Genomic DNA, 22,212 nt, shown 5'->3' on the forward strand with positions numbered 1-22,212 from the left:
GCGTTGACTTTTGGCACGCTGTTGAGTTCTCAAGGAACGGACGCTTCCTTCGGACCGCCTTCCAGCGGACCCTCCGGGCTTCGTTCTTTCGTGTTCCCAGCTTATCAGATGCTTTCCGCGCCGTTTCCGGGGCTTCATTCATTCGACTCGCCGGTGTCTTCCGGGGCTTGACACCCTGTCCGACGTTTCAAACTCTAGCCGACCCTCACTCCGAAAAGCGAATCGACCGCAATCCGATAAAACGAACATGCCAAATAAAGCGTCGAGCCGCACCTGCACATGACAGGAAGGCCGGGCTGAACCGGAATGTGGTGTTTCAGGGATTGGCCGCTCCGGGACCGTCCGCGCAGATGCGTGTCCGGTGCTCCCAGCCGAGCGACTGGTAGACAGTACTCCCACTCCGCGCCCGAGAACAAATGCCCCGGTCCGGGCCGCATCCGGCCTGCGCCGTCCGCCGGATGCGGCCCGAGTCCCCTGTCAGGCCCGAGTCCCCCGTCAGTGGAAGAGGCGGTCACCGCTGGTGGCCATGCGGTGGGTGGAGCCGTGGCGGTTCACCCAGTCACGGACGAGGGTGACGGCATTGGCGCACTGCCAGCTGTCGTCGTACTCCCGCACGCCGGTGAAGGCCCCGTAGCCCGCGATGATGCCGTCCACCCGCGCGTCACCGAGCAACTTGTCGACGTACCAGGGGTCGTTGTAGGTGGTCGTCCAGGACAGCGTGGCCGCGAGCCGGCCGTTCGCCCGGTCCGCCGCCCCCTTCTTCAGTTCGGCGCACGTGTTGTAGCCGGCCTCCGTGCAGTTGCCGAATCCCTTGGTGATGTCGCTGTCGCCGTAGTCCATCGCCCGGTGTCCGGTCGGGAAGCCGTTGCCGGACTTGTCGAAGGCGGCGCGGGCCTGGTCGCGGGTCCCGGTCGTCGTGATGCCCTCCAGGGGGCCGAGCTTGCCCTCCAGGCTCTTCCAGCCCCGGCCGCCGACGTCGGGCGTGTTGCCGCCGTGGTACTCGTAGAAGCCGTAGAGCACCTGGATCCCGGCGGCCGTCAGCCGCTGCGCCTTGTCGCGCAGCCCGGCGACGCTGCACGTGCGGTTGGGCTCCTCCCCGCAGTAGTTCGGGTCCTTGATGTCCAGCCAGACCAGCGACAGCCGACGGCCCGCGTTGGCGTTGGAGAGGATGCGGTCGATCATGCTGTCGAAGCTGGGGCCCAGCCGGTTCTCCCCGGCCGAGGAACAGTCGTGGTAGGCGCGCCATTCGTTCGGGTTCCACCAGGCGCAGACGTCGATCTCGATGCCGTTGGCGCCGTGCTTGAGCGCGGCGTCCACCCCGTCCACGGTGTCGACCCGGTGCGCGATCGCGTAGATCGCCTGCCGGGTGTCGGCCGCTGCCGCCGGGGTCGTGCCGAGTGCGGTGGCGCCGATGATCCCGCACACGGTCGCCGCGAGCGCCGGCAGCATCCGCGAGCCCGCGCCGCGCCTGAGGTGAGTGGTCAAGGAAGGTTCTCCTTCTGGTCGATGCCCTGAGGTGGACATGACTATTTCACCGATGGTGCGTTGACGCACAGTAGACAGGCGATAAACGGACAGCTTCCTACGGCAGGCTCAGGCGCGTTTGAAGAATTCCACCTCCGCCAGGGCGATGGCCCGGCCGGGACCGGTCCCGGCGGCCTCGCGGACGGTGAGCTTCACCTGCACGACGTCGCTGATCCCGGTCGCCACGGTCTGCGGCCCCGGCTGGTCGTTCAGCGTGATCTGCTTCCGGTGCTGCTCACCGTCCGCTGCCGTGACCTCCAGGGACAGGACCAGGGGGCGGGCCTGCTGCTGGAACTGCTGCGGATCCGCCGAGCCGCCGGTGTGGATGATCAGGTCCACCAGCCGGAAAGGGGTCCGGAAGTCGAAGGTGACCGAGTCACCGATCGCGGGCGCCCCCCAGTAGGTGTTGGTCAGGCCGTCGTCGGCCGCCGAAGCCGGGTGGCCCTCCAGGGCGGCGCTCGCCGTGGTCGTGGCGGGGGTGATCGGCGCGGTGCTGCCGATCTTGTCCAGCACGTCCTCGTAGACGTTCCGGCCGGCCGGGTACAGCAGGAACCCCGCCACCACCACGGCCACCAGCGCCAGCACCGCGATGGTGCGGCGCAGCGCGTTGCCCGAGCCGCCGATCCGCACCCGGCGCCGGAACGGCCAGCGGGTGCGCCACCAGGGCAGCTTCGGCGGGGCCGCCGTCACGGTCAGCGGGGCCGCGCAGCGGCGGCAGAACCTCCGCTCGGGCAGGTTGGGCGTGCCGCAGCGGGGGCAGGGCGGACCGTCCGGCGTCTCCTCGGCGGCGGACGCCCGGACGACGGGGCGCGGTGCGACGGGCCTGGCCGGCTGGACGGCCACCGGATCGGTCTTCGGCTCGGTCTTCGGCTCGGTCCGCGGTTCGGGAACGGCGACGGGAGGAGAAGAAGGAGGAGCGGACGCGGGAGCAACGGGGGCAGGCGCGGGTGGCTCCTCGACGGACGGGGTCGGCGTCTCGGCGGCCGGGGCAGCCGGTGCGCTGGGTGCGGACGGGGCCGGTTCCCGCCTGCCGCCCGTCACCCGTCGCGACACGCTTCGCCACGTGGACCCGGTCCGCGCCGTCCCCGGCTCGGCCGGTCCGGCGGGCACAGCGGGCACCGCGGTTCCGGCAGGAGCAGCGGGCACGGCGGGAGCGGCAGGCACGGCGGCCGTGCCAGGCGCGGCGGGCTCCGCCTGCGCGGGCGCGGGCGTCGGCGCAGCCGCCGGGCCGGCCGGCGGCGCCGCAGGAGCCGCAGGAGCCGCAGGCCCGGCCGTCGGCGTCGCCCCTGCGGCGCCACCGCGCGACCACCCCAGGTAGGCCCCGCAGTTGCCGCAGAAGTCGTCCCCCTCCCCGTTGACCGTTCCGCAGTCGGGGCACACCGGCATCCGTCAGTCCTCCGCTCGCCCGGCTGGGCCGGGGGGATGGGGTGGGCCGGGCAGGATCTCCACCCGGCAGGTCAGGTGGACCGGGAAGCCCGCCCGTACGACGGACAGCACCCGGCCCTCGTCCGGCGCCGGTCCGTACAGGGGCCAGACCCGGATCAGCACCTCGCCGCTCGGCGCGGCCGACGGGACGGGGCCCGGGTCGGTGGTCCAGGTGGCGCCGCCGCCGTCCACGATCTCGACGCCGGCGCCGAGCACCAGCCGCAGCCGTTCGGCGAGTCCGCGCCGGGTGCCGCGCCACCGGTGGAGTTCCACCGCGCGTTCGACCACCGCGCGGCGCACCTCCAGCGGCCAGGCCGGGTCCGTCTCGACCGCGACCCAGGACGCCAGCCAGTCGAGGAAGTCGGCCGGTGCGAGGCGGGGCCGGAAGTAGGCGGGCAGGTTGTCCAGGGTGGCGAAGACCGGGGCCAGGACGGTGTCCAGGCCGGCGGTGAACCGCTGGGCGAAGTCGTCGTCGGCGAAGAGCGCGGGCAGCAGTTCGCCGATCGGGTACGGGCTGGGCAGGCCGGGCACCGCGGCCCGGTTCACGACGGCCCGCCCTCGGCGACGGCGGTGACCACGACCTGGTGCTGGTGGGAGAAGACCAGGGCGTCCGGCGGGACCTCGACCCGTTCGGCGGGCGCGCCCCGGCGGCCGGTGATCGGGTCGGCCGGGAACAGTCGCAGTTCCTCGACGCCCGCGACGGCGGACACCTGTTGGAGCGCGGCGAACACCTCCCCGTACTGGACCGCCCGGCCGAACGGCCAGCCGGTGCCGTCGGCGCCGCCGCGCAGCGGGTTGAGGTGGCGGTACAGCGCGGCGAGCGCCTCCTCCCGGACCCGGTCGGGGTCGGTGGCGCGGGTGGTGAGCCGGGCGACCACCGTCACGCCCTGGTAGGCGGGGGGCTGCACGACGACGCGGGTGCCGATCAGCCGCCGCTCGTCGAGGGCCGTCGCGACGGCGGCGAGCACCTGGTCGTCCGGGATCAGCTGCTCGAAGCGCAGCCGGTCGCCGTCGTCCGCGACCGCGTCGGGGACCAGCAGCACCCGGACCGTCCCGGCTTCGCCGCCGCCGGCCGGCACGCAGCTGATCCGGGCGGCGGACGGTGCGGCCTGCCGGGCGATCAGCTCGAAGTCCCCGGCGGTGACGGCGCGTTCCTGGAGCCGCAGCTGGTGCGGGGCGCGCGTCTTGGCGTTGTCGACGGTCTCGCCGTCGACTCCTCCCCTGGCCGCCTCCCGGTTGTCCACCCGGGCGATGTAGGGGACTGAGCTGCGCAGCACCGTGATGGTGCTGCGGGCGACGTTGCCGGCGGTCCCGCCGCCGGTGCGGTAGCGCGGGACGCGCAGCCGGGCGCCCTTGGGCGGCACGGCGCCGAAGGCGCGCAGAGTGCCGTCGGGCTCCCGGACGGCGGGCGGGAGGAGGAACTCGCCGGTGGTCGCGTCGAGCACCACATGCCGGTCGGCAGGCGCGGAGTCGCCGAAGTGCTCGACGACCGTCCACCGTTCCCAGCCCTCGCCGGCCGCGACCTCGACCACCGGCGGTTCGCCGTCGAGCAGCACCGGCGGCCTGGCGAGCCGGAAGCGCTGGCCCGCGACGCCTTCCGAGGCGCCGAGCGGAGCGTCGGTGACGGTCTGCGCGTGGGAGACGGTCGCGGTGCCGCCGACCGTGAAGACCTCGGCCCGGCGGATGGTGGGGGACTCGGAGTAGAACGGCTGGCCCGGCCGCGGCTCGGTGACCCGGCAGCGCAGCCAGCCGGCCCGCCGTCCGGCGACCACCGACGCGGTGTGCCCGGCCGGGACGAACACCACGACCTCGCCGGGCCGGTTGAGGCCGCCGGTGGTGTCGGTGCCGGTCTCGCAGGCGGTCCAGCGGGCGCCGTCCCACACCTCCCAGGCCAGCGGCGGCTGGCGCGGGTCGACGCCGACGCCCTCCACCCGGCTGTCCAGCCGGACGACGAGGATGCAGTGCGGCACCACCGCCGGCAGGGCGAAGAGCATGGCGTCCCCGGCGGCCGGGCGCGCCTGGAAGCACGGCACGTCGGCGCCGTCGGCCAGCCGGGCCGTCCGGTCGGACTGCTCGCCGGTGGCGTGCAGGGTGACCAGCCGGTCCAGGGAGCTGGGGACGATCGGGAGGTCCTCGGCGGTGGAGAAGACCACGGCCTCGTCGGTCTCGGTGCGCAGCGTGGAGACCTCGGTGCCGGCCCGCAGCAGGACCGTCTCGGGCTGCGGGGCCGAGAGCCAGAAGTCGACCTCGGCCCGGGCGGCGGCGGGCGGGAAGAGCCGGATGCCGAGCAGGTCGAGGAAGGCGGAGTAGTTCTTCTCCGGCACCCGGTTGAGCCGGTAGAGCAGTTGGTCGACCAGGTAGGCGAAGGTCTCGATGAGGGTGACGCCCGGGTCGGAGACGTTGTGGTCGGTCCATTCCGGGGCGCGCTGCTGGACGTAGCGCTTGGCCTCGTCGACGAGCTGCTGGAAGCGCCGGTCGTCCAGGTTCGGGGAGGGCAGTGCCATCAGCTCTCGCCCCCGTCCGCCGCGGCCGCCGGGTCCGGGTGCTCGGGGATGGTGTAGAAGGGGAAGACCAGGTTGCGGCGGTCGTTGGTGGCGCGCACGGTGTAGCGGACGTCGATGTAGAGCGTGCCCTCGTCGACGGCGTCGAAGGCGATCGCCACGTCGTCGACCTCGATCCTCGGCTCCCAGCGTTCCAGGGCGATGCGCACCTCGCGGGCGATCCGCCCGGCGGTGGTGCCGTCGCCCGGGGCGAAGACGTACTCGTGGATGCCGCAGCCGAATTCGGGCCGCATCGGGCGCTCGCCGGGGGCGGTGCCGAGGATCAGCCGGATGGCTTCGGCGATCTCCCGGTCCCGGTCGACCATGCCGATGCCGCCGGTGGCGTTGACCCGCAGCGGGAAGGCCCAGCCCCGGCCGATGAAGCCGCCGCTCATGCGCACCCCGCCGTGGTCCGGACGCGGCCCACGGCCCGAGTGGCCGGAGCCGCGAGAGCGGCCGGGGCGGCCGGGGTGGATACGGTGACGGGCGCGGCCTGGACGGCCGCCGTGCTCCGCCCGGTCATACGGCGCCTCCGATCAGCACGGTGAAGGCGCCGCTCGTGATAGTGGCGCCGCAGGTCGTCTTGTCGCCCATGCGGGCGGCGGGGAGGCCGCCGATCAGGACCACTCCCCTGGTCGCCGTGCCCGCGCCGGGCTCGACCAGGTTGGCGGGGCCCATCTCCACGTGCGGGACGCAGGCATGGATGGTGCCGACCACCGCGGCGGGCCGGCCGCCGATCAGCACGGTCGCCACCTTGAGGGCGCCCGGCGGCGGGGTGGTGAGGGCGCCGCCGTGGTCGGTGAGGTCACCGGTCCGGGCTGCGGGGGGCATGTGCGGTCTCCAATGCGGTCGGTGCTCGGTCGATTGACGTGTCGTCAACGGTGTTTCGTCAGTTGATGCGGACGAGCGTGCCCTTGAGCACCGCCTCGACGCCGCCGTCCACGGTGACCGCGGTCGTGCCCCGGACGGTCACCGAGGCGCCGCGGATGTCGACCTCGCCGGTGCCCGCGTCGAGGGTGATGCCGGAGGAGGAGAGGCGCACCGTGCTCCCCGCCGCGCCGCCCGCGCCGTGGACGGTCAGGACGATCTCCCCGCTCTGCTGGTCCAGCTTGACCTCCAGCTTCTTGTCGCCGCTGGCCAGCCGGACGCCGGAGGCGCCGCCCGGCACGTCCAGCAGCTCCAGGCGGTGGCCCGAACGGGACACCACGGAGCGGCGGTTGACCTTGCCGGCGGCCGCGTCGACCAGCGGCACGTCGTGCGGCGAGGGCCGGTCCACGCCGTTGTAGAGGCCGCCCAGCACGTAGGGGCTGTCCAGGTCGCCCTGCTCGAAGCCGACCAGCACCTCGTCGTTGACCTCGGGGCTGACCACCCCGCCGCCGCCGTGGCCGCCCCACTGCACGGTGCGCACCCAGTCGGAGACGTAGGTGTCGTCCAGCCAGGGGAAGGTGAGCTTGACCCAGCCGCGCTGCCCGTCGCCCGGCTCCCGGACGTCGGTGACCACGGCGACGGCCAGGCCCGGCATCCGCGGCCCGCGCGGCGGCGCGTTGCCGCCGGTGACCAGCCCGGCCAGGGAGCGGTCGGGCGCGGCGCTGACCACCACGGTGGTCCGGTAGCCGCGGAACGGTTCGAGGAGGTGGCGCACCCCGGTGGCGGTGTAGCGGCCGGAGAAGGCGGCGCCGACGTTCCCCAGGGCGACCGCGGTGCCCGCCCGCAGCCGCGGGTTGCCCTCGACGACCGCCTCCAGTTCGCCGAAGCCGGCGGCCACCGAGGCGGCCAGCGACCGGGCCGCGGCGGCCGTCTCGGCCTGCGTGCGGTACGGGGTGTCGGCGACGGTCAGCCGGGCCGGGCCGGGGAAGGCGGCGCTCACCGCAGAGGGGCTCATCCCCGGCAGCACCGTCCGGGAGGCCACCGACGGCTCGGTGGCGACCAGGGCCCGCTTGGTGGTGACGTTCCAGCCGCGCGCCTCGACCGTGTCCGCTCCGCCGGCGCCGGTCAGCACACCGCGCAGCTCCAGCAGGTTGCGGCCGTACTCCAGGACCAGCGGGTTCTGCGGCGCCGGGGTCGACGGGGCCGGCGCGCCGGACGCGGGCTCGGGCCGGACGAACTCCAGCCGCCCGTCGTCGTCGACGCGCACCTGCGCGCCGCTCTCCTGCGCCAGGAACTGGAGGAACTCCCAGTCCGGGACGTTCGCCTGGGACAGCTGCTGGTGGACGACCGGGAAGGAGTCGATCCGGCCGCAGGACAGGCCCGCGCCCGCGGCGACCTCGCGCACGATGTCGGCGGTCGTCATGTTGCGGAAGGCCTTCACCCGGCGCCCGCGCATCAGGCGGTGGGTGACCGCCGCCGCCCGCACCACCGTGTACGAGCCCGTGGTGTCCACCTCCAGCTCCAGCGCGGTCACCTCGCCGGTGAACAGCCGCGCCCGGGTGTGCCCCTGCACGGTGACCACGGACACCCGCAGCTGGGTGCCGATGGTGATCCCGGTCGCGGCCAGGAAGGCGTGGTTCCCGTCCCGGAACGACAGCACCGCCGTGTCGGGCAGGCCGACGCTCTCCTCGATGTCGCAGGAGACCAGTTGGGCCGCCCACGCCGGCGGCAGCGGGCCCGGCGCCTCGACGACGGGATCCGCGGCGAAGGAACGGCCCCCACGGGCCTCGGGAGTGGTCATCGCACACCGCCCTGGGTGAGTTCGTCGATACCCGGCACGATCAGCTCCTCGCCGGGCACCAGCGCCAGCGGATCGTCGATGTCATTGGCCTCCGCGATGGTGCGCCAGGCCGTCGCGTCCCCGTACGCGCGCCAGGCGAGCAGCGGCAGGCTGTCGCCCGCGATCACCCGGTGGGTACTGCGGGCCTCCGGCGAACCGGAGGTCGGGTTCTGGCCGGCCGGGTCGACGCTGGCCTCGTCGATGGTGAGCGAGCAGACCGCCCGCAGCGGATTGCCGTCGACGTCGAACAGCGTGTAGGTGACCGAGAGGCCGGTCAGCACGCCGTTGAACGACGTCGTCTTCAGGGTGCCCCAGTCCAGCCGGATCCACGGGCTGGCCGGCGTCTTGCGCGCCAGGCTGGTCGGGGTGGGCACGCAGGCCGTCATCAGCTGCTCCACCGCCCGCTCCACCGAGTTGTCGTGGGTCGCGGTCGAGTCCAGGAACACGTCGAGGGAGAGCGAGCGCGGCCCGCTGCCGACGAACTCCGGCAGCGCGGACTCCCCCGCCATCCGGGACGGCGTACGCCGCCACTCGGTGGTCTTGCGCAGCACCAGGGTCGCCGGGTTGAACTGGAGCGGCAGGCGCGCGATCGCCCCGCCGGGCTGCGCACCGACCGTGGACGGGGGCTCCATGATGGTCAGTTGGGCCCGGGTGACGCTCGCGGGGACCGCTGCGGACATCCTGGTGCTCCTCACGGTGGGTGGGTCCGGCTGGGGTCGGGTGGGGCGGCGGGGTGGAGTGGCGGGGTGGAGTGGCGTCAGGAGGGGCCGCGTCAGAACGGGCGCAGGCCCGCGTGGGCGATCTCCAGGGTCTCCATCGCGGCCTGGGAGCTGGAGGGGTCGAAGGACGGCCCCTCCCAGCGCACCGGGACGATCCCGAGCACCTGCCAGCCGACGATCCGGCTCAGATCGGGCCGCAGCGCCACGATCTCCCCGTCCTTCGGTTCGACCTTCCGGACGATCTCGCCCAGCCAGCGCGCGATCTTGGTGGTGTCCGCGGTGACCGCGCGGGTCAGCGTGATGTTCGTCCAGGTGATGCGGCCCGGCAGCTGCCAGGCGAAGCCGTTGTTGCCGCCCTCCGCGTACTGCTCGATCTCGACCTGGGCGCCGAGCCCCGAGCAGGTGGTGAACTCGCCCAGGTCGTTTCCGCCGATGGTCAGGCTGAAGAACACGCTCGTCGCGAAGATGTTGTCGGTCATCGGTTCCGCATCCTGACTTCCGCTTGCTGTCTGCTGCTTCCGGTAACATCACCGCGGCCACCGGTCGGCCGTCCCGCCGGTCCGCGCTCAGCGGCGCGTGTCGTACGGTCGCCCACCGCGCTCCCTCCCCCTGCGCAGCTCGGTGCGCAGCAGCCGCCCGACCGGCTCGACCAGCCGCCGGGCCAGTTCGTCGAGGTCGGAGAACCCGTGGCCGCCGGTCTCGGCCGGTGGTCCGCCGGCGTTCCCGGCAGCCGCCGCGGCGGGGCGGGAGGACGAGGCGGCCGGCGGGGCGGCCTGCACCGTGGTGGTCGGCGTACGGGCCGGTACGGCGGTCAACGGCACCCCGACCAGGCCCGCCTGCTCGGCCACCCGCTGCAGCACCGCGGCCGTACCGGGCGACGACAGCGCGGGCCCGGCCGGTACGGACCGTCCGGACGGCGCCGCGCCCGCCGGGCCCGGCCGGGCCGGGGACGGGCTCACCGGGGACGACTGCGTCAACAAGCGCTGCACGGAGGACGGTTGGGCCGGGGAGAGCCGCACCGGGGACGGCAGCAGCGAGGACGGTTGCGCCGGGGACAACTGCATCGGGGACGGCTGGGGCGCCCGGGTCGTGGCCGGGAGGCGCTGGAGCGTCGGGGCGGACACGGGCGCGAGCCGGACCACGGGCGCGCGCCGGGCGGGCGCCACGGCGGCCGGGGGGACGGAGCGTTGCAGGGCCGGGCCCTGCGGGGCCTGGCTTTGCGGGGCCTGGCCCTGCGAGGTCTGGCCTTGCGGCGCCGGGTGGACCGTGCCCGAGGCGCCACCCTGCTTCTGCCGCACCACGGTTGACACCGGCCCGACCGCACCGGGCGCCGCCGCACGAACGCCGCCGGGCGCGGCAGCGCGCGGCGGGCCTGACGGACCGGCCACTACCGGGGTGGACCCGGACGGCACCGGGCCCCGCTGCGGGTGCTCCTGCCCCGCCGTCCGCTGCACGTCCCTACGCCGCCCGGTCGTACGCCGCAGCGCACCCACAGCGCCGCGCACCACGCCGGCACCGGCACCGGACGGCGCGCCCGGAACGGCAGTGCCCGAGGCGGCAGTCGGCGCCGCCGGGTTGCCCGGCGCGGACGGGCGGTCGGCCGCCGTCCGGCCGCCGCCCGGCTCCGACCCGCCACGCCTGCGCGCACGTTGCAGCACGCCCGCGAACCCGCGTGCCGCGCCCGAGCCGGAGGAGTCGCCCGGCGTCGGCGCGGCGCCCGGGGCACCGGACGCCGCCGGACCGAACCGGGTGCCCGGCGACCGGCGATTCTGCGGACCCGGGCGCGACGCAGCGGCCGACGGTGCCGCAGCCGACGGCGCAGCGGCCGGTTCGGCGGCGGTGCTCGGCTGGATCGCCCGGGGCCAGACGGCGGGCACCACGGGCGGTGCGGGCGCCGGGCGGCCGGTGCCCGCACCGGGGGCGGTCGCGATCGGCGCCGTCGCAGCGGCGAGGACGGACCTCATCGGGCGCTCGCCGATCAGCCCACGCCGGGGCCCGGTGAGCGCCACGGCCCGCTGTACGCCACGGGCTCCGGCCACCGGCCGTACCGGGACCGCCGACCGTACGGGGACCACCGGGGTCGCACCGTCGGCGGGCGTGGCGCCCGAGGACCGGGTCCCGGTCGTCGGGGCGATCGGCGTGGCACCCACCCCGCTCGTCGGGGCAGTGCGCTGCGTGCCCGTGCCCGTACCCGCGTCCGCTGACCGGACCGGGCCGCTGCCGGGACCGGTCGCGGCACGCTGGACACTCGGCCCGGCGGCGGGCGCACCCGGGCCTCCGGTCCGGACGGACCGGTCTGCCGGCCGTCCGCCTGTGGTGCCCTGCGGCCGGGCGGCAGGTGTCCCCGACGCGCTCTCGGAAAGACTGCTCGCGGTGCCCGACGCTCCGTCAGATCGCTGTACGGGCATGGCTGTCGACTCGGACGAGGGCAAGCCTGGGCGTCCGACCGCACGCTGCACGACCGGCGCTCCGTCGGTCGGGGGTGCGGTGGCCGGGGGTGCGGTGGCAGCCCGCCCGCTCTCGCCCTGCCCGCCCAACGACGCGGCCGTCGGACCGGCCGTCGGGCCAGCCGTCGAAGGGGCGGCTGCCGCCGGACCCGCGATCCGCCGGACCGGTGCCCGCCCGCCGAGCAGCGGGGCGGTGCGGCCCGGCGGCGCCGCTGTCGGCGGCAGGGCATCGAGGGGTTCGCCCAGCCCTCCGCGCGTACGGGCAGCGGTGGACGGACCGGGGTGAGCGGAGCCGGAGTGCGCAGGTCCGGAGTGCGCAGGGCCGGAGTGCGCGGGGCCGTTGCGTTCGGGGGCCTGCGACGTCGGGGTGGACCGGGAGGTCCCGGGCCCGGACGGCGTGCGCTGGACGGCTGTGCCGCCGGTCTGCCCCGGTGCGGGGCGGGACGGGGTCCGGCCGGCCGGTTCGGTGGCCGTGCCGGTGCGCCCGCTCCGGGGCTGCGGTGTACCGGCGGGGCCGGACGGCTCGACGCCGGTGGAACCAGTACCGGTGGAACCCGTACCGGTGGGCCCCGTACCAGCGGAGCCCGAACTGGCCGAACCCGTACCGGTGGGCCCGGCACCGGTGGGAACGACCGGCATGGCCGGCGTGGCCGGGAGGCCCGAACCACCGTCGGAGGACTGCGGGCCGGAGACGGCCACGGGCCCGGCGCTCGCGGGCAGCGCGGTCAGGGGCGCGCCGAGGACCGGCCGGGCGGGCGCGGCGGTACCCGGCAGGGCGGCCCGCTGGACCACCCCGTCGGTCCGCCCGCCGGGCGCGGGCGCGGTGGCGGCCCCAGGTGCCGTCACCGTCGGTGCGACGGCCGAAGGCGCAGCGGACAAAGGCGTAGCGGCGTCGACCGGTTCCGTACGGCGGCTCGGCGGACCGGCCTCGGCACCCGGCGCACCGGCCGGGGGTCCCGGGAGCACCGCCACCGGGCGGGTGGGAACGGTCCGGGGACGCCGGGCCACGGTCAGCGGTGCGCCGACGGGGCGCGGCCGCACGGGGCGCGACGGCCCCTTCGCCTCGCTCCGGCGCGGGGGTTCGGCGCTTGCCGCTGCCGCACCGGGCGCCGGCGCGGCGCCGACGGCGGGCTCGCCGCCGGCCTCCGGGGCGGGGGGCCGCTCGGCCCCGCCCGCCCGGGCCGCTCGCGGCGCCGAGCGGACAGGGAGCCGCCGCACCCGGCCGGCCCGCTGGACGGGCCTGGCCCGGCCCGGCTGCTCCGACTCCCCCGGCTCCGCCGCCGGTTCCGCCTCGCCCGGACCGGGTCCGGCGGCGAAGGGCATGGCGAGCGCGGGCCCGCCCGCGCTGTCGGCGGGCGGGGCGATCGGCCTCGCCATCGCCCGCAGGATCCCCGCCGGGGCGGAGGGCAGGACGGCGTGGCCGAGCGGCCCGCTGAGCGTGGGGTCCTGCCACGAGGCGAGCCGGGACCGGAACCTCAGGCCGTCGCTGACGCCGGGTGCCGCCGCGGCCAGGGTCGGGACCAGCGGCCGGACCGCGCGCCAGCCGCCGTCCGCCGGGGCCGGGCGCCGCGAAGCGACCCCGCCGGCCCCGGCCTCCGCGCCGACCGGAGCGGCCGAACCGGCCGTGCCGGTCCCGCCGACCGCGCCGGCGGACGACGCCTCACCCGCCGTCCGGTCGGCGGCCGTCCGACCACCGGCCGCCCGGCGGCCGATCCAGTCCCGCAGCCCCATCCGACTCACCCGCCTTCGCTGACACGGGTGTTGATCCGCGCGATCTCGCGCACCCACTGCCCGCGCTCACGGTGGGTCAGGTCGAGGATGTCCTCCCGCTGCCAGTGGAAGTGGTAGGCGATGTACGCGATCTCCTCGTACAGCCGAGCAGGCGCGTACGTCACGATTCCCCCAGGCGCCCACCGGCGAGGTCGACCTCGAAGGCGCCGTCGCAGTGCGGGCAGGTCACCGCGGCGCGCGTGTGGCCTTCGCTGTTGACGCGCTGGTAGAGGTCCTGGAGGAACGCGACGTCGGTGGCGTACATCCGCTCGACGATGCCGGCGTGCACGTCGGTGATCTCGCCCAGCCTGGTGATGACGTGGCTGAGCAGCACCACGCCCAGGTAGGCCGGGTTCTCCTTGACCCGCAGGTCGATCTGCGGCATCAGCTCGTCGCGGGCGGTGGCCAGGCGCATGGTGCCGTACCGGTGGACGGTGCCCTCGTCGTCGACGTAGCCGAGCGGAAGCTCGAACTCGAACTCGGTGTTCAGCGCCTGCCCCCGGGGCCCGGCAGGTCCCGCCGGCCCCGCGGACTGCTGCTGCGGGGCGGTGTTCTGCGGGGCCGGGGCCGGGCTCCGTTCCAGGAGTTCCTCAAGGCCGATCCGTCGCCTCACTCTACGCTGATCTCCTCGAACACGATGGTCACGGTCTCGGTCGCGGCGCTGGACTCGCCCGCGGTGAGCGTGGGGCCCTCCCAGCGGCTGGCCCAGGCGTTGGTCAGCTGGATCCGCCGCAGGGTGGCACCGGTGGTGTCCTTGACCTCGATGGTGAGGTTCTGCCGTGCGGTGTTGATCGCCCCGTTGTTGAGGGTCTCCTTGATCCAGTTGGTGAACGCGCCGCTCTTGTCGAGGCCGCGGGTGATCGTCACCTCGCCGGGCAGCCGGGCACCCGGCTGCTTGCGGACGATCAGCTTCCCCTCCTGGGTCACCTGCTTGTACTCGACGACCTCCTGGTCGACCGACAGATTGCTGATCTCCTTGACGGACTCGACGTTGTAGCCGCCGAGTTGGACGCCGAAGATGTGTGTGGAGAGCGGATCGCCTTCAGCCATGGACCGTTTTCACCTTCCGATGCGTGCCGACCGTGCCGGTCACTCGTTGACCAGGCTCGTGCTGTCGGAGAACTGGGACAGCCGGAACACCACGAACTCCGCCGGCTTGACCGGTGAGACCCCGATCTCGCAGATCACCTGTCCGAGGTCGATGGACTCCGGCGGGTTGTTGTCGCGGTCGCACTTGACGTAGAAGGCCTCGGCCGCGGTCTGGCCGAACAGCGCCCCGCGCCGCCACTCCTCGGTGAGGAAGGCGGTGATGTTCCGGCGGATGCTGGACCACAGCCGGTCGTCGTTGGGCTCGAAGACGACCCACTGGGTCCCCAGGAGGATGGACTCCTCCAGGTAGTTGAAGAGCCGCCGCACGTTGAGGTAGCGCCAGGCCGGGTCGGAGGAGAGGGTGCGCGCGCCCCAGATCCGGATGCCGCGCCCGGGGAAGGCCCGGACGCAGTTGACCCCGATCGGGTTCAGCAGGTCCTGCTCGCCCTTGCTGAGGCGGATCTCCAGGTCCACCGCGCCGCGGATGACCTCGTTGGCCGGCGCCTTGTGCACCCCGCGCTCGGCGTCGCTGCGCGCCCACACCCCGGCGACGTGCCCGCTCGGCGGGACCATCACGTTGCGGCCGCTCGCCGGGTCGAAGACCTTGATCCATGGGTAGTACAGGGCGGCGTAGCGGGAGTCGAAGCCCGCCTCCTCGTTGCGCCAGGTGCGCATCCGCTGGGCGTTCAGCCCGGGCGGCGGGTCCAGGACGGCGATCCGGTCGCCCATCTGCTCGCAGTGCGACATGACGGCGAGCTGGACGGTCCGCAGACCCTCCTCGTCGAGGTCGCCGCGCTGGTAGGCGCTCATCAGGTCGGGCACCGCGACCATGGTGATCTCGTCGATCGCCTCCAGGCCGGAGAAGCCGGTCCGGGCGGCCGAGTCGCCGACGTACTCGGCGGGGTCGAGCCGGGCGGCGGGGGCGGAGACCGGGCCGGTGGCGGGGGCGGCGGCGAGGGCGTGCGCCCGGCGCTCGGGGCGGCTCGGCGCGGTGCCGGGCTGCTCGGCGACCGCGACCAGCTTGGACTCGCGCAGCTGGGTGACGACGTACCCCTTGGTGCTCTTGCGGGTCGAGACGTCGTAGGTCTCCACCACCTCGGCACCGCGGCGGACCAGCAGGCGGAACCGGTCGTCGGGGACGTTCTCCCCCTCCGGGTCGGTGACCTCGACGGACACCTCGCCGCCCGCGCCGGGCAGGGCCGAGAAGAGGAAGCCGGCGATCGCGACGGGCGGGGCCGCCGCGGCGGCGGGGGCGCCTCCGGGGGCCTGCCGGGCCGGGTCGCCGACGCGCACCACGTAGGCGGAGCCGCCGCCGTTGGCGAAGAAGCCGTACACCGAGTGCGCCAGGTAGGTGCCCTCGGTGAAGCCGCCGAAGCGCTGGACGTACTGGTCCCAGTTGGTCACCAGGGTGGGCTCGTGGAAGGGGCCGGTCTCGGCGAAGCCGACGAACGCGGCGACGGCCGTGCCGACGCCCTCGATCGGGCGGGCACCGGACTGGACCTCCTCCACGTACACGCCCGGTGTGAGGTACGACGGCATACGCGCTCCTTCAGTGGCCAGTCAGTCGTCCCCGAGTCTGCTGCCCGGGCCCGGGTCGAGGACATGTCCCGAGGTCCCGGACCGGGGGCAAGAACGACTGCCCCGGCGGGCAGCGCAGTCTGTACTCACGGGTAACCGGAACGGGCCGGACGCACCGGACAAGCCGGACGTACGGAACGGGCCGGACGCACCGGGCAAGCCGGATGTACGGAACAAGCCGGACCCGCCGCTCCCCCCGACCCGCCGCGCCCCGCCGGTCAGCCGCGCCCGCCGTCCCCGAGCACCCCCAGCCACGGCCCGAACTCGCCCTCCAGCACCAGCCGGCCGAGCTTGCGGTACTCGGCGACCACCGCCGAGACCAGTTGCGCCATCCCCAGCGGAGCGCCCGCCCCGGCGGCCAGGTAGGCCGCGGAGACCGCGCAGGCCCGGATGGAGCCGCCGGTGAGTTCGAAGCGCCCGGCGCAGAAGTCCAGGTCGAGGTCGTCGCCCCGGGGCAGCCTCGGCCCCAGGCAGCGGTCCCACAGCACCCGCCGCTGCGCCGCGTCGGGGAGCGGGAACTCCGCGATGACGTCCAGCCGCCGGGTGAAGGCCTCGTCGAGGTTGGCGCGCAGATTGGTCGTCAGCAGCGCGATGCCCTCGAACGACTCCATGCGCTGGAGCAGGTAGGCCGTCTCCACGTTGGCGTGCCGGTCGTGGGCGTCCTTGACCTGCGCGCGCTTGCCGAACAGCGCGTCCGCCTCGTCGAACAGCAGGACGCCGTTGACCTGCGCGGCCTCGGTGAAGATGCGCTCCAGGTTCTTCTCGGTCTCGCCGATGTACTTGTCGACCACCGTGGACAGGTCGACGACGTACAGCTCCATGCCGAGTTCGGCGGCGACCACCTCGGCCGACATCGTCTTCCCGGTGCCGGACTCCCCCGCGAACAGGGCGATCACCCCGTTGCCCCGGCCGCCGCCCGGCCGCATCCGCCAGTTGCCGAGCACCTGGTCGCGGTGCCGGGCCCGCAGCACCAGCTCGCGCAGCCGGGCCGCGGTGGGCCCGGGCAGCACCAGGTCGTCCCAGCCGACCGCGGGCTCGATCCGGCGGGCCAGCCGGGCCAGGCCCGCGGCGTTCTGCGCCCGCACGGCGGCCCGCACGTCCTCGGCCCGCACCGGACGCCGCTCGACGGCCGCCGCCCTGGCGGCCACGGCGGCGGCCCGCTCCAGCTTCTCCTGGTCGACCCGGTAGGCGGCGACCGCCTCGATCAGCTCCTCGGCCGGGTCCCCGGCCTGCTCCTCGCCCGGTGTCCCGGCCGCGGCCAGCGCGCGGGCCCACCGCTCGGCCCGCCCGCGCGCGTCCGGCGGCGGGACGGTGACGGCCAGCGGGCTCTCCCGCGCCCAGGCCGGGTCCCACACCTGGGGGCCGTACACGACCAGCGGGACGCCGGCGAGCTGTTCGCACAGGTCGCGCAGCAGGGCGGCGCGTTCCGGGCGTTCGGGTTCGAGGCGGTCCAGCGCGCCCAGCACCACACCGCCGCCGCCCAGCCGCGCCTCCCGGGCGAGCACCCGTACGATGCCCGCCGACGGCCGGGCGGCGAGCGCGGCGGCGTCGACCACCAGGGGCGGCCGGTTGTCGGCCGCGAGGGCGGCCACCGCCTGCGGGCCGGCGTGCCCGCCCCGGTCCAGCAGGTACACCAGGCCGCCGTCCGCCGCCGCCGCGCGCACCCGGTCGACGGGCTCCGCGTCGGTGCCCAGGGGACTGGAGGGACCGGAGGGACCGGGAACCGCCCGGCGGGCCAGCCCGGCGAGCGCGCCGTCCGGCTCGTCGTCGCCGAGCAGGTGGGCGGCCACCCGGTCCGGCACGCGCAGGGTGCGGGAGAGCAGCGGACGCTCCGGCTCGGCGACCTCCAGGAGGCCGCCGGCGACCAGCGGGGCCCGGGTGGAGAACCGGAACCGGCCGGCCCCCGCCCCCGGCAGCCCGCACAGGTCGAGGGCCAGGCCGACGGTCGCCCGGCGCCGGGTCAGATCGTCGTTGAGGTAGCCGTAGAGCTGCTCGAAGCGGGTGTCCAGGTCGGGGGCGAGCGCCACCAGCAGGAGTTCCAGGTCCACCGGGAGCAGCCCGAAGGCCTCGACGAGCCGCGCGAGCCGCGAGCCGGGCGGCGGCGCGGGCAGCGCCTCGGGGGGCCCGTCCGCGCGGAAGGCCGTGGCGGCGGACGCCAGGATCCGCTCCGCGCCCTCCGGGGCGAGGTACTGGCCCCGGTAGGGGTCGTCCGGGTCCGGGTCGTCGGCCCGGCGCTCGCGCACCGCGGTCCTGACCCGCTGCTCGACCCGCCGGAGCAGGTCCCGGAGGTGGTCGGGGTCGGCCTGCGCCCCCGCGGCAGCAGGCACGACGACGGGTGCCGCGACCGCTGCCGGGGCCTCGGCCGTCCTGAGGTCGGGGCTCATCGCGTCCTGCCCCGTGCCCGGCGGCCGGGCGGCAGCCCGCGGTCCCGGGGCGCGGCGAAGCCGTCCGCGTTCGGTCCGGGCTCCGTGCCGTCGTGGTAGCGCAGTCTGCGGCCCGGGTCGTCGGCGGGCGCGGTCTCCTCCCGGGTGCTGTCCCGGACGTGCGCGACCAGGCCTTCGGTGACCGGCGGCCCGGCCGGGCTGAGCCCGCCGGGCAGCGGGGCGAGCGCCCTGAGATCGATCGAGGGCCGCAGTTCCCCGCCGAGCGAGGACCAGACGTCGGACACCGCGGGCAGGCCGGTGTCGCGGCCCGTGATGTCGAGCTCGACGGTCGCCCCGAGCCCGGCGAGGGTGCCGGTGAGCAGCCGGGCGGGCAGCGCGTCCACGGCGGTCAGGCACTGCAGCACCTCGGCCAGCAGCCGGTGCTCGTCCTGCGGCCGGTTGGTCCAGACGGTGACCAGGTAGGCCAGCTCGAACCAGCGGGGTGCGGCCCGGTGGCCGACCACCACGCCGTCCGCGTCGTGCTCCGCGACGGCGCCGGCCTGCCGGCGGCCCGTCTCCTCGCGGATCCCGTACAGGAAGACGCTGACCGTCGGCGCGGTGCGCCGGGCGGCGAAGTCCCGGGTGGGCGCGTCGAAGACCACCTCGACGCCGCGCTCGGGCAGTCCGGCCTCGGCGAGCAGCAGCCGCAGCGCCTCGTCGACCTCGTGGATCACCGGCGCTCCACCTCCCCGGGCGGGCCGATGCTGCCCTCGACCACCAGGAAGGGGGTGGTCACCGGGGAGAAGCCGGGGCCGTCGGCGGTGATGGTCCGCGGGCCGGTCTGGTCCTTGGGGAGGATCAGCAGCTGGCCGGCGAAGGTCCCGTCGGCGCGCGGGTAGGTGGGCGCCGCCGCGGCGGTGATGCCGGGCTGCCAGGTGAACCGGACCGGCACGCCGGGCGGGAAGTCCACGCCCCGGACGGAGGTCACGAAGCCGGGCTTGCCGATCGGCGGCACCGCGACGATGCGGGGCTGCACGACGCGCAGCGGGGTGCTCGCCCGGTGCGGGCCCGGGTCGGCGTCGGTGCCGGTGGTGGTCAGTTCGGTGGTGACGGTGGTCTCCAGCGGCGCGAGCGGTGCCAGCACCACCCGGATCACCTGGCTGCGGCCCGGGGCCAGGTCGGCGAGCGCGCAGCTGCCGGCCCGGCAGCCCGGGGGCAGGGCCGCGGTGGGCACGCCCGGGGGCAGGCCGAGGGAGATGCGCAGCCCGGTCGCGAGGGCCTGTCCGCCGTTGCGCACCGTGTAGCTGACGGTCACCCGGCCGCCGACGTAGCCGGGGTCGGGCTGGGCGTCGACCGCCACCGTGGGGCCCGCCTGCGGCGGGGGTGCCGGGGCCGGTCCGGGTGCGGGCGGCGGTGCGGGGGCCGGGGTGGCGGGCGGGCTGGTGGACGGCGTCGGGGTCGGGCTCGGGGTCGGGGTGGCGGTCGGCGACGGCGTGGCGGTCGGTGTCGGGGTGGGCGTCGGCGGGGGGGTCGGCGGGTCCAGCACCGGCAGGAACGTCCAGGCGTCGTCGTCCCCGGGGTTGGGGTCGACGACCGTCCCGTAGACGCTCCAGCCGAACTGCTGGGTGCCGGGCCGGGCGCCGATCAGCCGGGCGGTCACCCGGACCACCGTCCCGGGGGCGAGGGTGCCCAGCTCGCAGCGCAGCGCCCCGGCGTCGCACGTCCCGACGGGGGTGGTCAGCCCGCCGAGCCGGGCGCCGGTCGGCACGGAGGCCGTGAGGACGGTGCCGGGCGAGGGCGCGGGGCCCTTGTTGGTGACGGTGAGCGTCACGTCGGTGCCGCCGTCCACGGGGACGGCGGGTGTCCGGGGCGGTGCGCTCAGCGCCAGGTCGACGGACTGCTGGACGGCCGGTTCCTTCTGGCGTCCCGGCATCCGCCGGTCGAGCGGGGTGAGCGTGCGCGCCGCGAAGTCGTAGACGGCCAGGCCCTCCGGGGAGTTGGGCGGCAGGGCCCGGCGGGAGGTGAGCACCAGCTGCGCGCCGTTCGCCGTCCAGGCGACGTCGCGGGGCTGGAACGGCCCGGCCTCGGAGGTGTCGGGCAGCGGCCGGGTGCAGGCGCCCTTGTCCCGGTCGAGGCCGGCGGGCAGGACCACCGTGCAGCCCTCGCCGGTCGGCGAGGTGACCAGCACGCCGTCCTGCCGGTTGTTCCCGCCGTCACCGGCCTTGCGGTTGAAGGCGATCCGGCGGCCGTCGGGCGAGAACACCGGGCTGTCGTCGATGACGTTGCAGCTGCCCGGGCAGACCGTCCGGCTCAGGTCGCTCTGCCGGGCGAGGTCGTCGGCGGGCACCGTCCAGACGTGCAGGTTCCCCGCGTTGCCGTTGACCACCTCGGTGCGGGAGAAGGCGATCAGCTTTCCGTCGGGGGACCAGAACGGTTCGCCGTCGGAGGCGCCCTCCCGGCCGGCCGGCGGGGTGACGGTGCCGAGGATCGCGCCCGTGGCCACGTCGGCGACCAGGATCCGCCCCGGCCGCGCGGGCTGCCCGGCGCCGCCCGGGGAGCTGCGGCTGAACACGATCCGCTTCCCGTCCGGCGAGAAGGAGGGGTCGGTGTCCCGGTCGAGCGGGCCGCGTCCGGCCAGGTTCATCGGGTGCGGGTCGGCGCCGTCGGCGTCGGTCAGCCAGATCCGCTGGATCCGTCCGGCCGGCGAGTCCTCGTAGCGGGTGACCACGATCCCCCGGCCGTCGGGCGTGTAGGCCTGCCGCTCGAACCACGGGTCGTAGCCGGTGCGGGGGTGGAAGAGCGGGTCGGCCGCCGGGTCGGGGTCGGTGTTGGTGTCGGCGGCCGGGTCCTCGGTGAGCACGCTGACGCCCAGGTCGCGCGGGTCGGCGCCGTCCGGGCGGACGTCCTGCAGGTCGGCGACGTTCGCGGCGGAGGCGCTGGTCTGCTCGACCACCGGGCCGCCCTCGGACTGGCTGCCGAGCCAGGCCGGTGTCGAGATCAACCGGTTGGTGCTGTACAGGAGTTGGGGGTCGGTGCAGGAGCAGGTCGGCGCCCGGTACAGGTTGACGATCGGCGGCTGCGGCGGTTCCGGCCGCTGGATCGGGGCCGCCGGGTTGAGCCGGTCGGGGCTGAGGAAGAGCACCCCCGTCCCGTCGGCCAACCAGGCGGCGGAGCCGGTCTGCCAGGTGGAGCCGGTGCCGGGGAAGAAGGCCTTGTCGCCGCCGGTGGGCGAGGTGAGCATCAGGGTCCGGCCCTGGTCGCCGCCCTTGTCCCAGGTGTAGACGATCTGGTTGCGGTGCTCGTCGTCGTTCAGCGGGTTCCAGACCGGGTCGACGGCGTTCCCGGTGGTCACGCCGGTGACCTTGGTGGGCGCGCCGCCGCCGAACGGCCGCAGGTAGATCTGCCGGTGCGCCGGTTCGCCGTCACAGGAGTACGCGATCCACTTGCCGTCGGGCGACACCGTGGGGTGGGTCTCGTCGGCCGCGCCGTCGGTGATCCGGCGCAGTCCGCCGCCGTCCCGGCCGACGGCCCACAGGACGTGCCGGGTGCTGCCGTCGTCGCGGGGCTCCAGCGCCTCGAACACCACGCCCTTGCCGTCCGGGGCCAGCGCCGGGTGCGCGGTGTCCATGCCGGTGGTGAGCCGGTGCACCGCGCCGGCCGCGTCCCGCAGGTACACCTGGGGCAGCGGGCCGTCCCGCAGGCTGGTGAAGACCAGTTCGGCGCCGCGGGCCGAGGGCTCCTGGTCGAAGTGGACCGGGCCGGGCCCGGACAGCGGGGTGCTGGACGCCGCGCCGGTGACCCGGCCGAGGCCGCGGTGGTCGGTGCCGGCGAACACGATCCGCCCGGCCGCCGGGTCGGCGGTGGCGGCCGGGGCCGCGGGCGTGCCCTGCCCGCCGGGGGCGGAGGCGCCCAGGCTCACCAGGGCCGTCGCGAGCGCGACCAGGACGGTGACGGCGGCACGGGCCGGACGCCGGATGGAACGGGGAGTGCCGGTGGCGCCGGTCACGCTCGACCTCACAGGGTGGCAGGGGCGGTCTCCCCCGCAGTCTC

The 22,212-nt window shown here is 75.6% G+C and carries 17 protein-coding genes; all 17 read right to left on the bottom strand.

The genetic code is table 11. The features are described 5' to 3' along the window. Positions 1–495: 495 nt before the first annotated feature. Positions 496–1,485 carry a phospholipase gene (locus ACFQ6N_RS12580; RefSeq protein WP_380648814.1) on the bottom strand — a complete coding sequence of 330 codons (990 nt, stop codon included), beginning with the start codon at positions 1,483–1,485 and terminating at the stop codon, positions 496–498. Positions 1,486–1,593: 108 nt separating this feature from the next. Beyond that, entirely contained in the window at positions 1,594–2,367 is a 774-nt protein-coding gene (locus ACFQ6N_RS12585; protein ID WP_380648815.1) for an NADase-type glycan-binding domain-containing protein, read from the bottom strand. 546 nt (positions 2,368–2,913) lie between these two features. Then, positions 2,914–3,495, bottom strand: coding sequence for a phage tail protein (locus ACFQ6N_RS12590; protein ID WP_380648816.1), 582 nt, complete (start codon positions 3,493–3,495; stop codon positions 2,914–2,916). Beyond that, positions 3,492–5,453, bottom strand: coding sequence for a putative baseplate assembly protein (locus tag ACFQ6N_RS12595; RefSeq protein ID WP_380648817.1), 1,962 nt, complete (start codon positions 5,451–5,453; stop codon positions 3,492–3,494). The genes ACFQ6N_RS12590 and ACFQ6N_RS12595 overlap by 4 nt, the downstream gene beginning before the upstream one ends. Beyond that, positions 5,453–5,884, bottom strand: coding sequence for a GPW/gp25 family protein (locus ACFQ6N_RS12600; RefSeq protein ID WP_380648818.1), 432 nt, complete (start codon positions 5,882–5,884; stop codon positions 5,453–5,455). Before ACFQ6N_RS12600 ends, ACFQ6N_RS12595 begins: the two co-directional genes overlap by 1 nt. Positions 5,885–6,008: 124 nt before the next feature. Beyond that, on the bottom strand, positions 6,009–6,320 hold the full coding sequence (locus ACFQ6N_RS12605; RefSeq protein ID WP_380648819.1) for a PAAR domain-containing protein: 312 nt from the start codon (positions 6,318–6,320) through the stop codon (positions 6,009–6,011). A 58-nt stretch (positions 6,321–6,378) separates the two neighbouring features. Continuing rightward, positions 6,379–8,157, bottom strand: coding sequence for a VgrG-related protein (locus tag ACFQ6N_RS12610; RefSeq protein WP_380648820.1), 1,779 nt, complete (start codon positions 8,155–8,157; stop codon positions 6,379–6,381). Further along, the gene (locus ACFQ6N_RS12615; protein WP_380648821.1) at positions 8,154–8,876 is read right to left on the bottom strand and encodes a LysM peptidoglycan-binding domain-containing protein; all 723 of its coding nucleotides are present in this window, start codon (positions 8,874–8,876) and stop codon (positions 8,154–8,156) included. Before ACFQ6N_RS12615 ends, ACFQ6N_RS12610 begins: the two co-directional genes overlap by 4 nt. A 92-nt stretch (positions 8,877–8,968) precedes the next feature. Next, a complete protein-coding gene (locus tag ACFQ6N_RS12620; RefSeq protein ID WP_380648822.1) occupies positions 8,969–9,394 on the bottom strand; it encodes a phage tail protein in 426 nt (141 codons plus the stop codon). A gap of 87 nt (positions 9,395–9,481) precedes the next feature. After that, positions 9,482–10,225: a hypothetical protein gene (locus ACFQ6N_RS12625; RefSeq protein ID WP_380648823.1), complete on the bottom strand. Its 744-nt coding sequence runs from the start codon at positions 10,223–10,225 to the stop codon at positions 9,482–9,484. A 2,873-nt stretch (positions 10,226–13,098) separates the two neighbouring features. After that, positions 13,099–13,257: a DUF6760 family protein gene (locus ACFQ6N_RS12630; protein WP_360509020.1), complete on the bottom strand. Its 159-nt coding sequence runs from the start codon at positions 13,255–13,257 to the stop codon at positions 13,099–13,101. Further along, a complete protein-coding gene (locus ACFQ6N_RS12635; protein ID WP_380648824.1) occupies positions 13,254–13,745 on the bottom strand; it encodes a hypothetical protein in 492 nt (163 codons plus the stop codon). The genes ACFQ6N_RS12630 and ACFQ6N_RS12635 overlap by 4 nt, the downstream gene beginning before the upstream one ends. Beyond that, on the bottom strand, positions 13,742–14,182 hold the full coding sequence (locus tag ACFQ6N_RS12640) for a phage tail protein (RefSeq protein ID WP_380648825.1): 441 nt from the start codon (positions 14,180–14,182) through the stop codon (positions 13,742–13,744). Before ACFQ6N_RS12640 ends, ACFQ6N_RS12635 begins: the two co-directional genes overlap by 4 nt. A 39-nt stretch (positions 14,183–14,221) precedes the next feature. Continuing rightward, on the bottom strand, positions 14,222–15,760 hold the full coding sequence (locus ACFQ6N_RS12645; protein WP_380648827.1) for a phage tail sheath family protein: 1,539 nt from the start codon (positions 15,758–15,760) through the stop codon (positions 14,222–14,224). Between the two features lie 257 nt (positions 15,761–16,017). Further along, a complete protein-coding gene (locus ACFQ6N_RS12650) occupies positions 16,018–18,183 on the bottom strand; it encodes an ATP-binding protein (protein WP_380648828.1) in 2,166 nt (721 codons plus the stop codon). Next, complete coding sequence (locus tag ACFQ6N_RS12655; protein WP_380648829.1) at positions 18,180–18,896, bottom strand: DUF4255 domain-containing protein; 717 nt, start codon at positions 18,894–18,896, stop codon at positions 18,180–18,182. The genes ACFQ6N_RS12650 and ACFQ6N_RS12655 overlap by 4 nt, the downstream gene beginning before the upstream one ends. Beyond that, on the bottom strand, positions 18,893–22,168 hold the full coding sequence (locus ACFQ6N_RS12660) for a hypothetical protein (RefSeq protein WP_380648830.1): 3,276 nt from the start codon (positions 22,166–22,168) through the stop codon (positions 18,893–18,895). The genes ACFQ6N_RS12655 and ACFQ6N_RS12660 overlap by 4 nt, the downstream gene beginning before the upstream one ends. Positions 22,169–22,212 lie beyond the last annotated feature (44 nt).

The organism is Kitasatospora sp. NPDC056446, assembly GCF_042796115.1.
In the GTDB taxonomy this organism is placed as follows: Bacteria; Actinomycetota; Actinomycetes; order Streptomycetales; family Streptomycetaceae; genus Kitasatospora.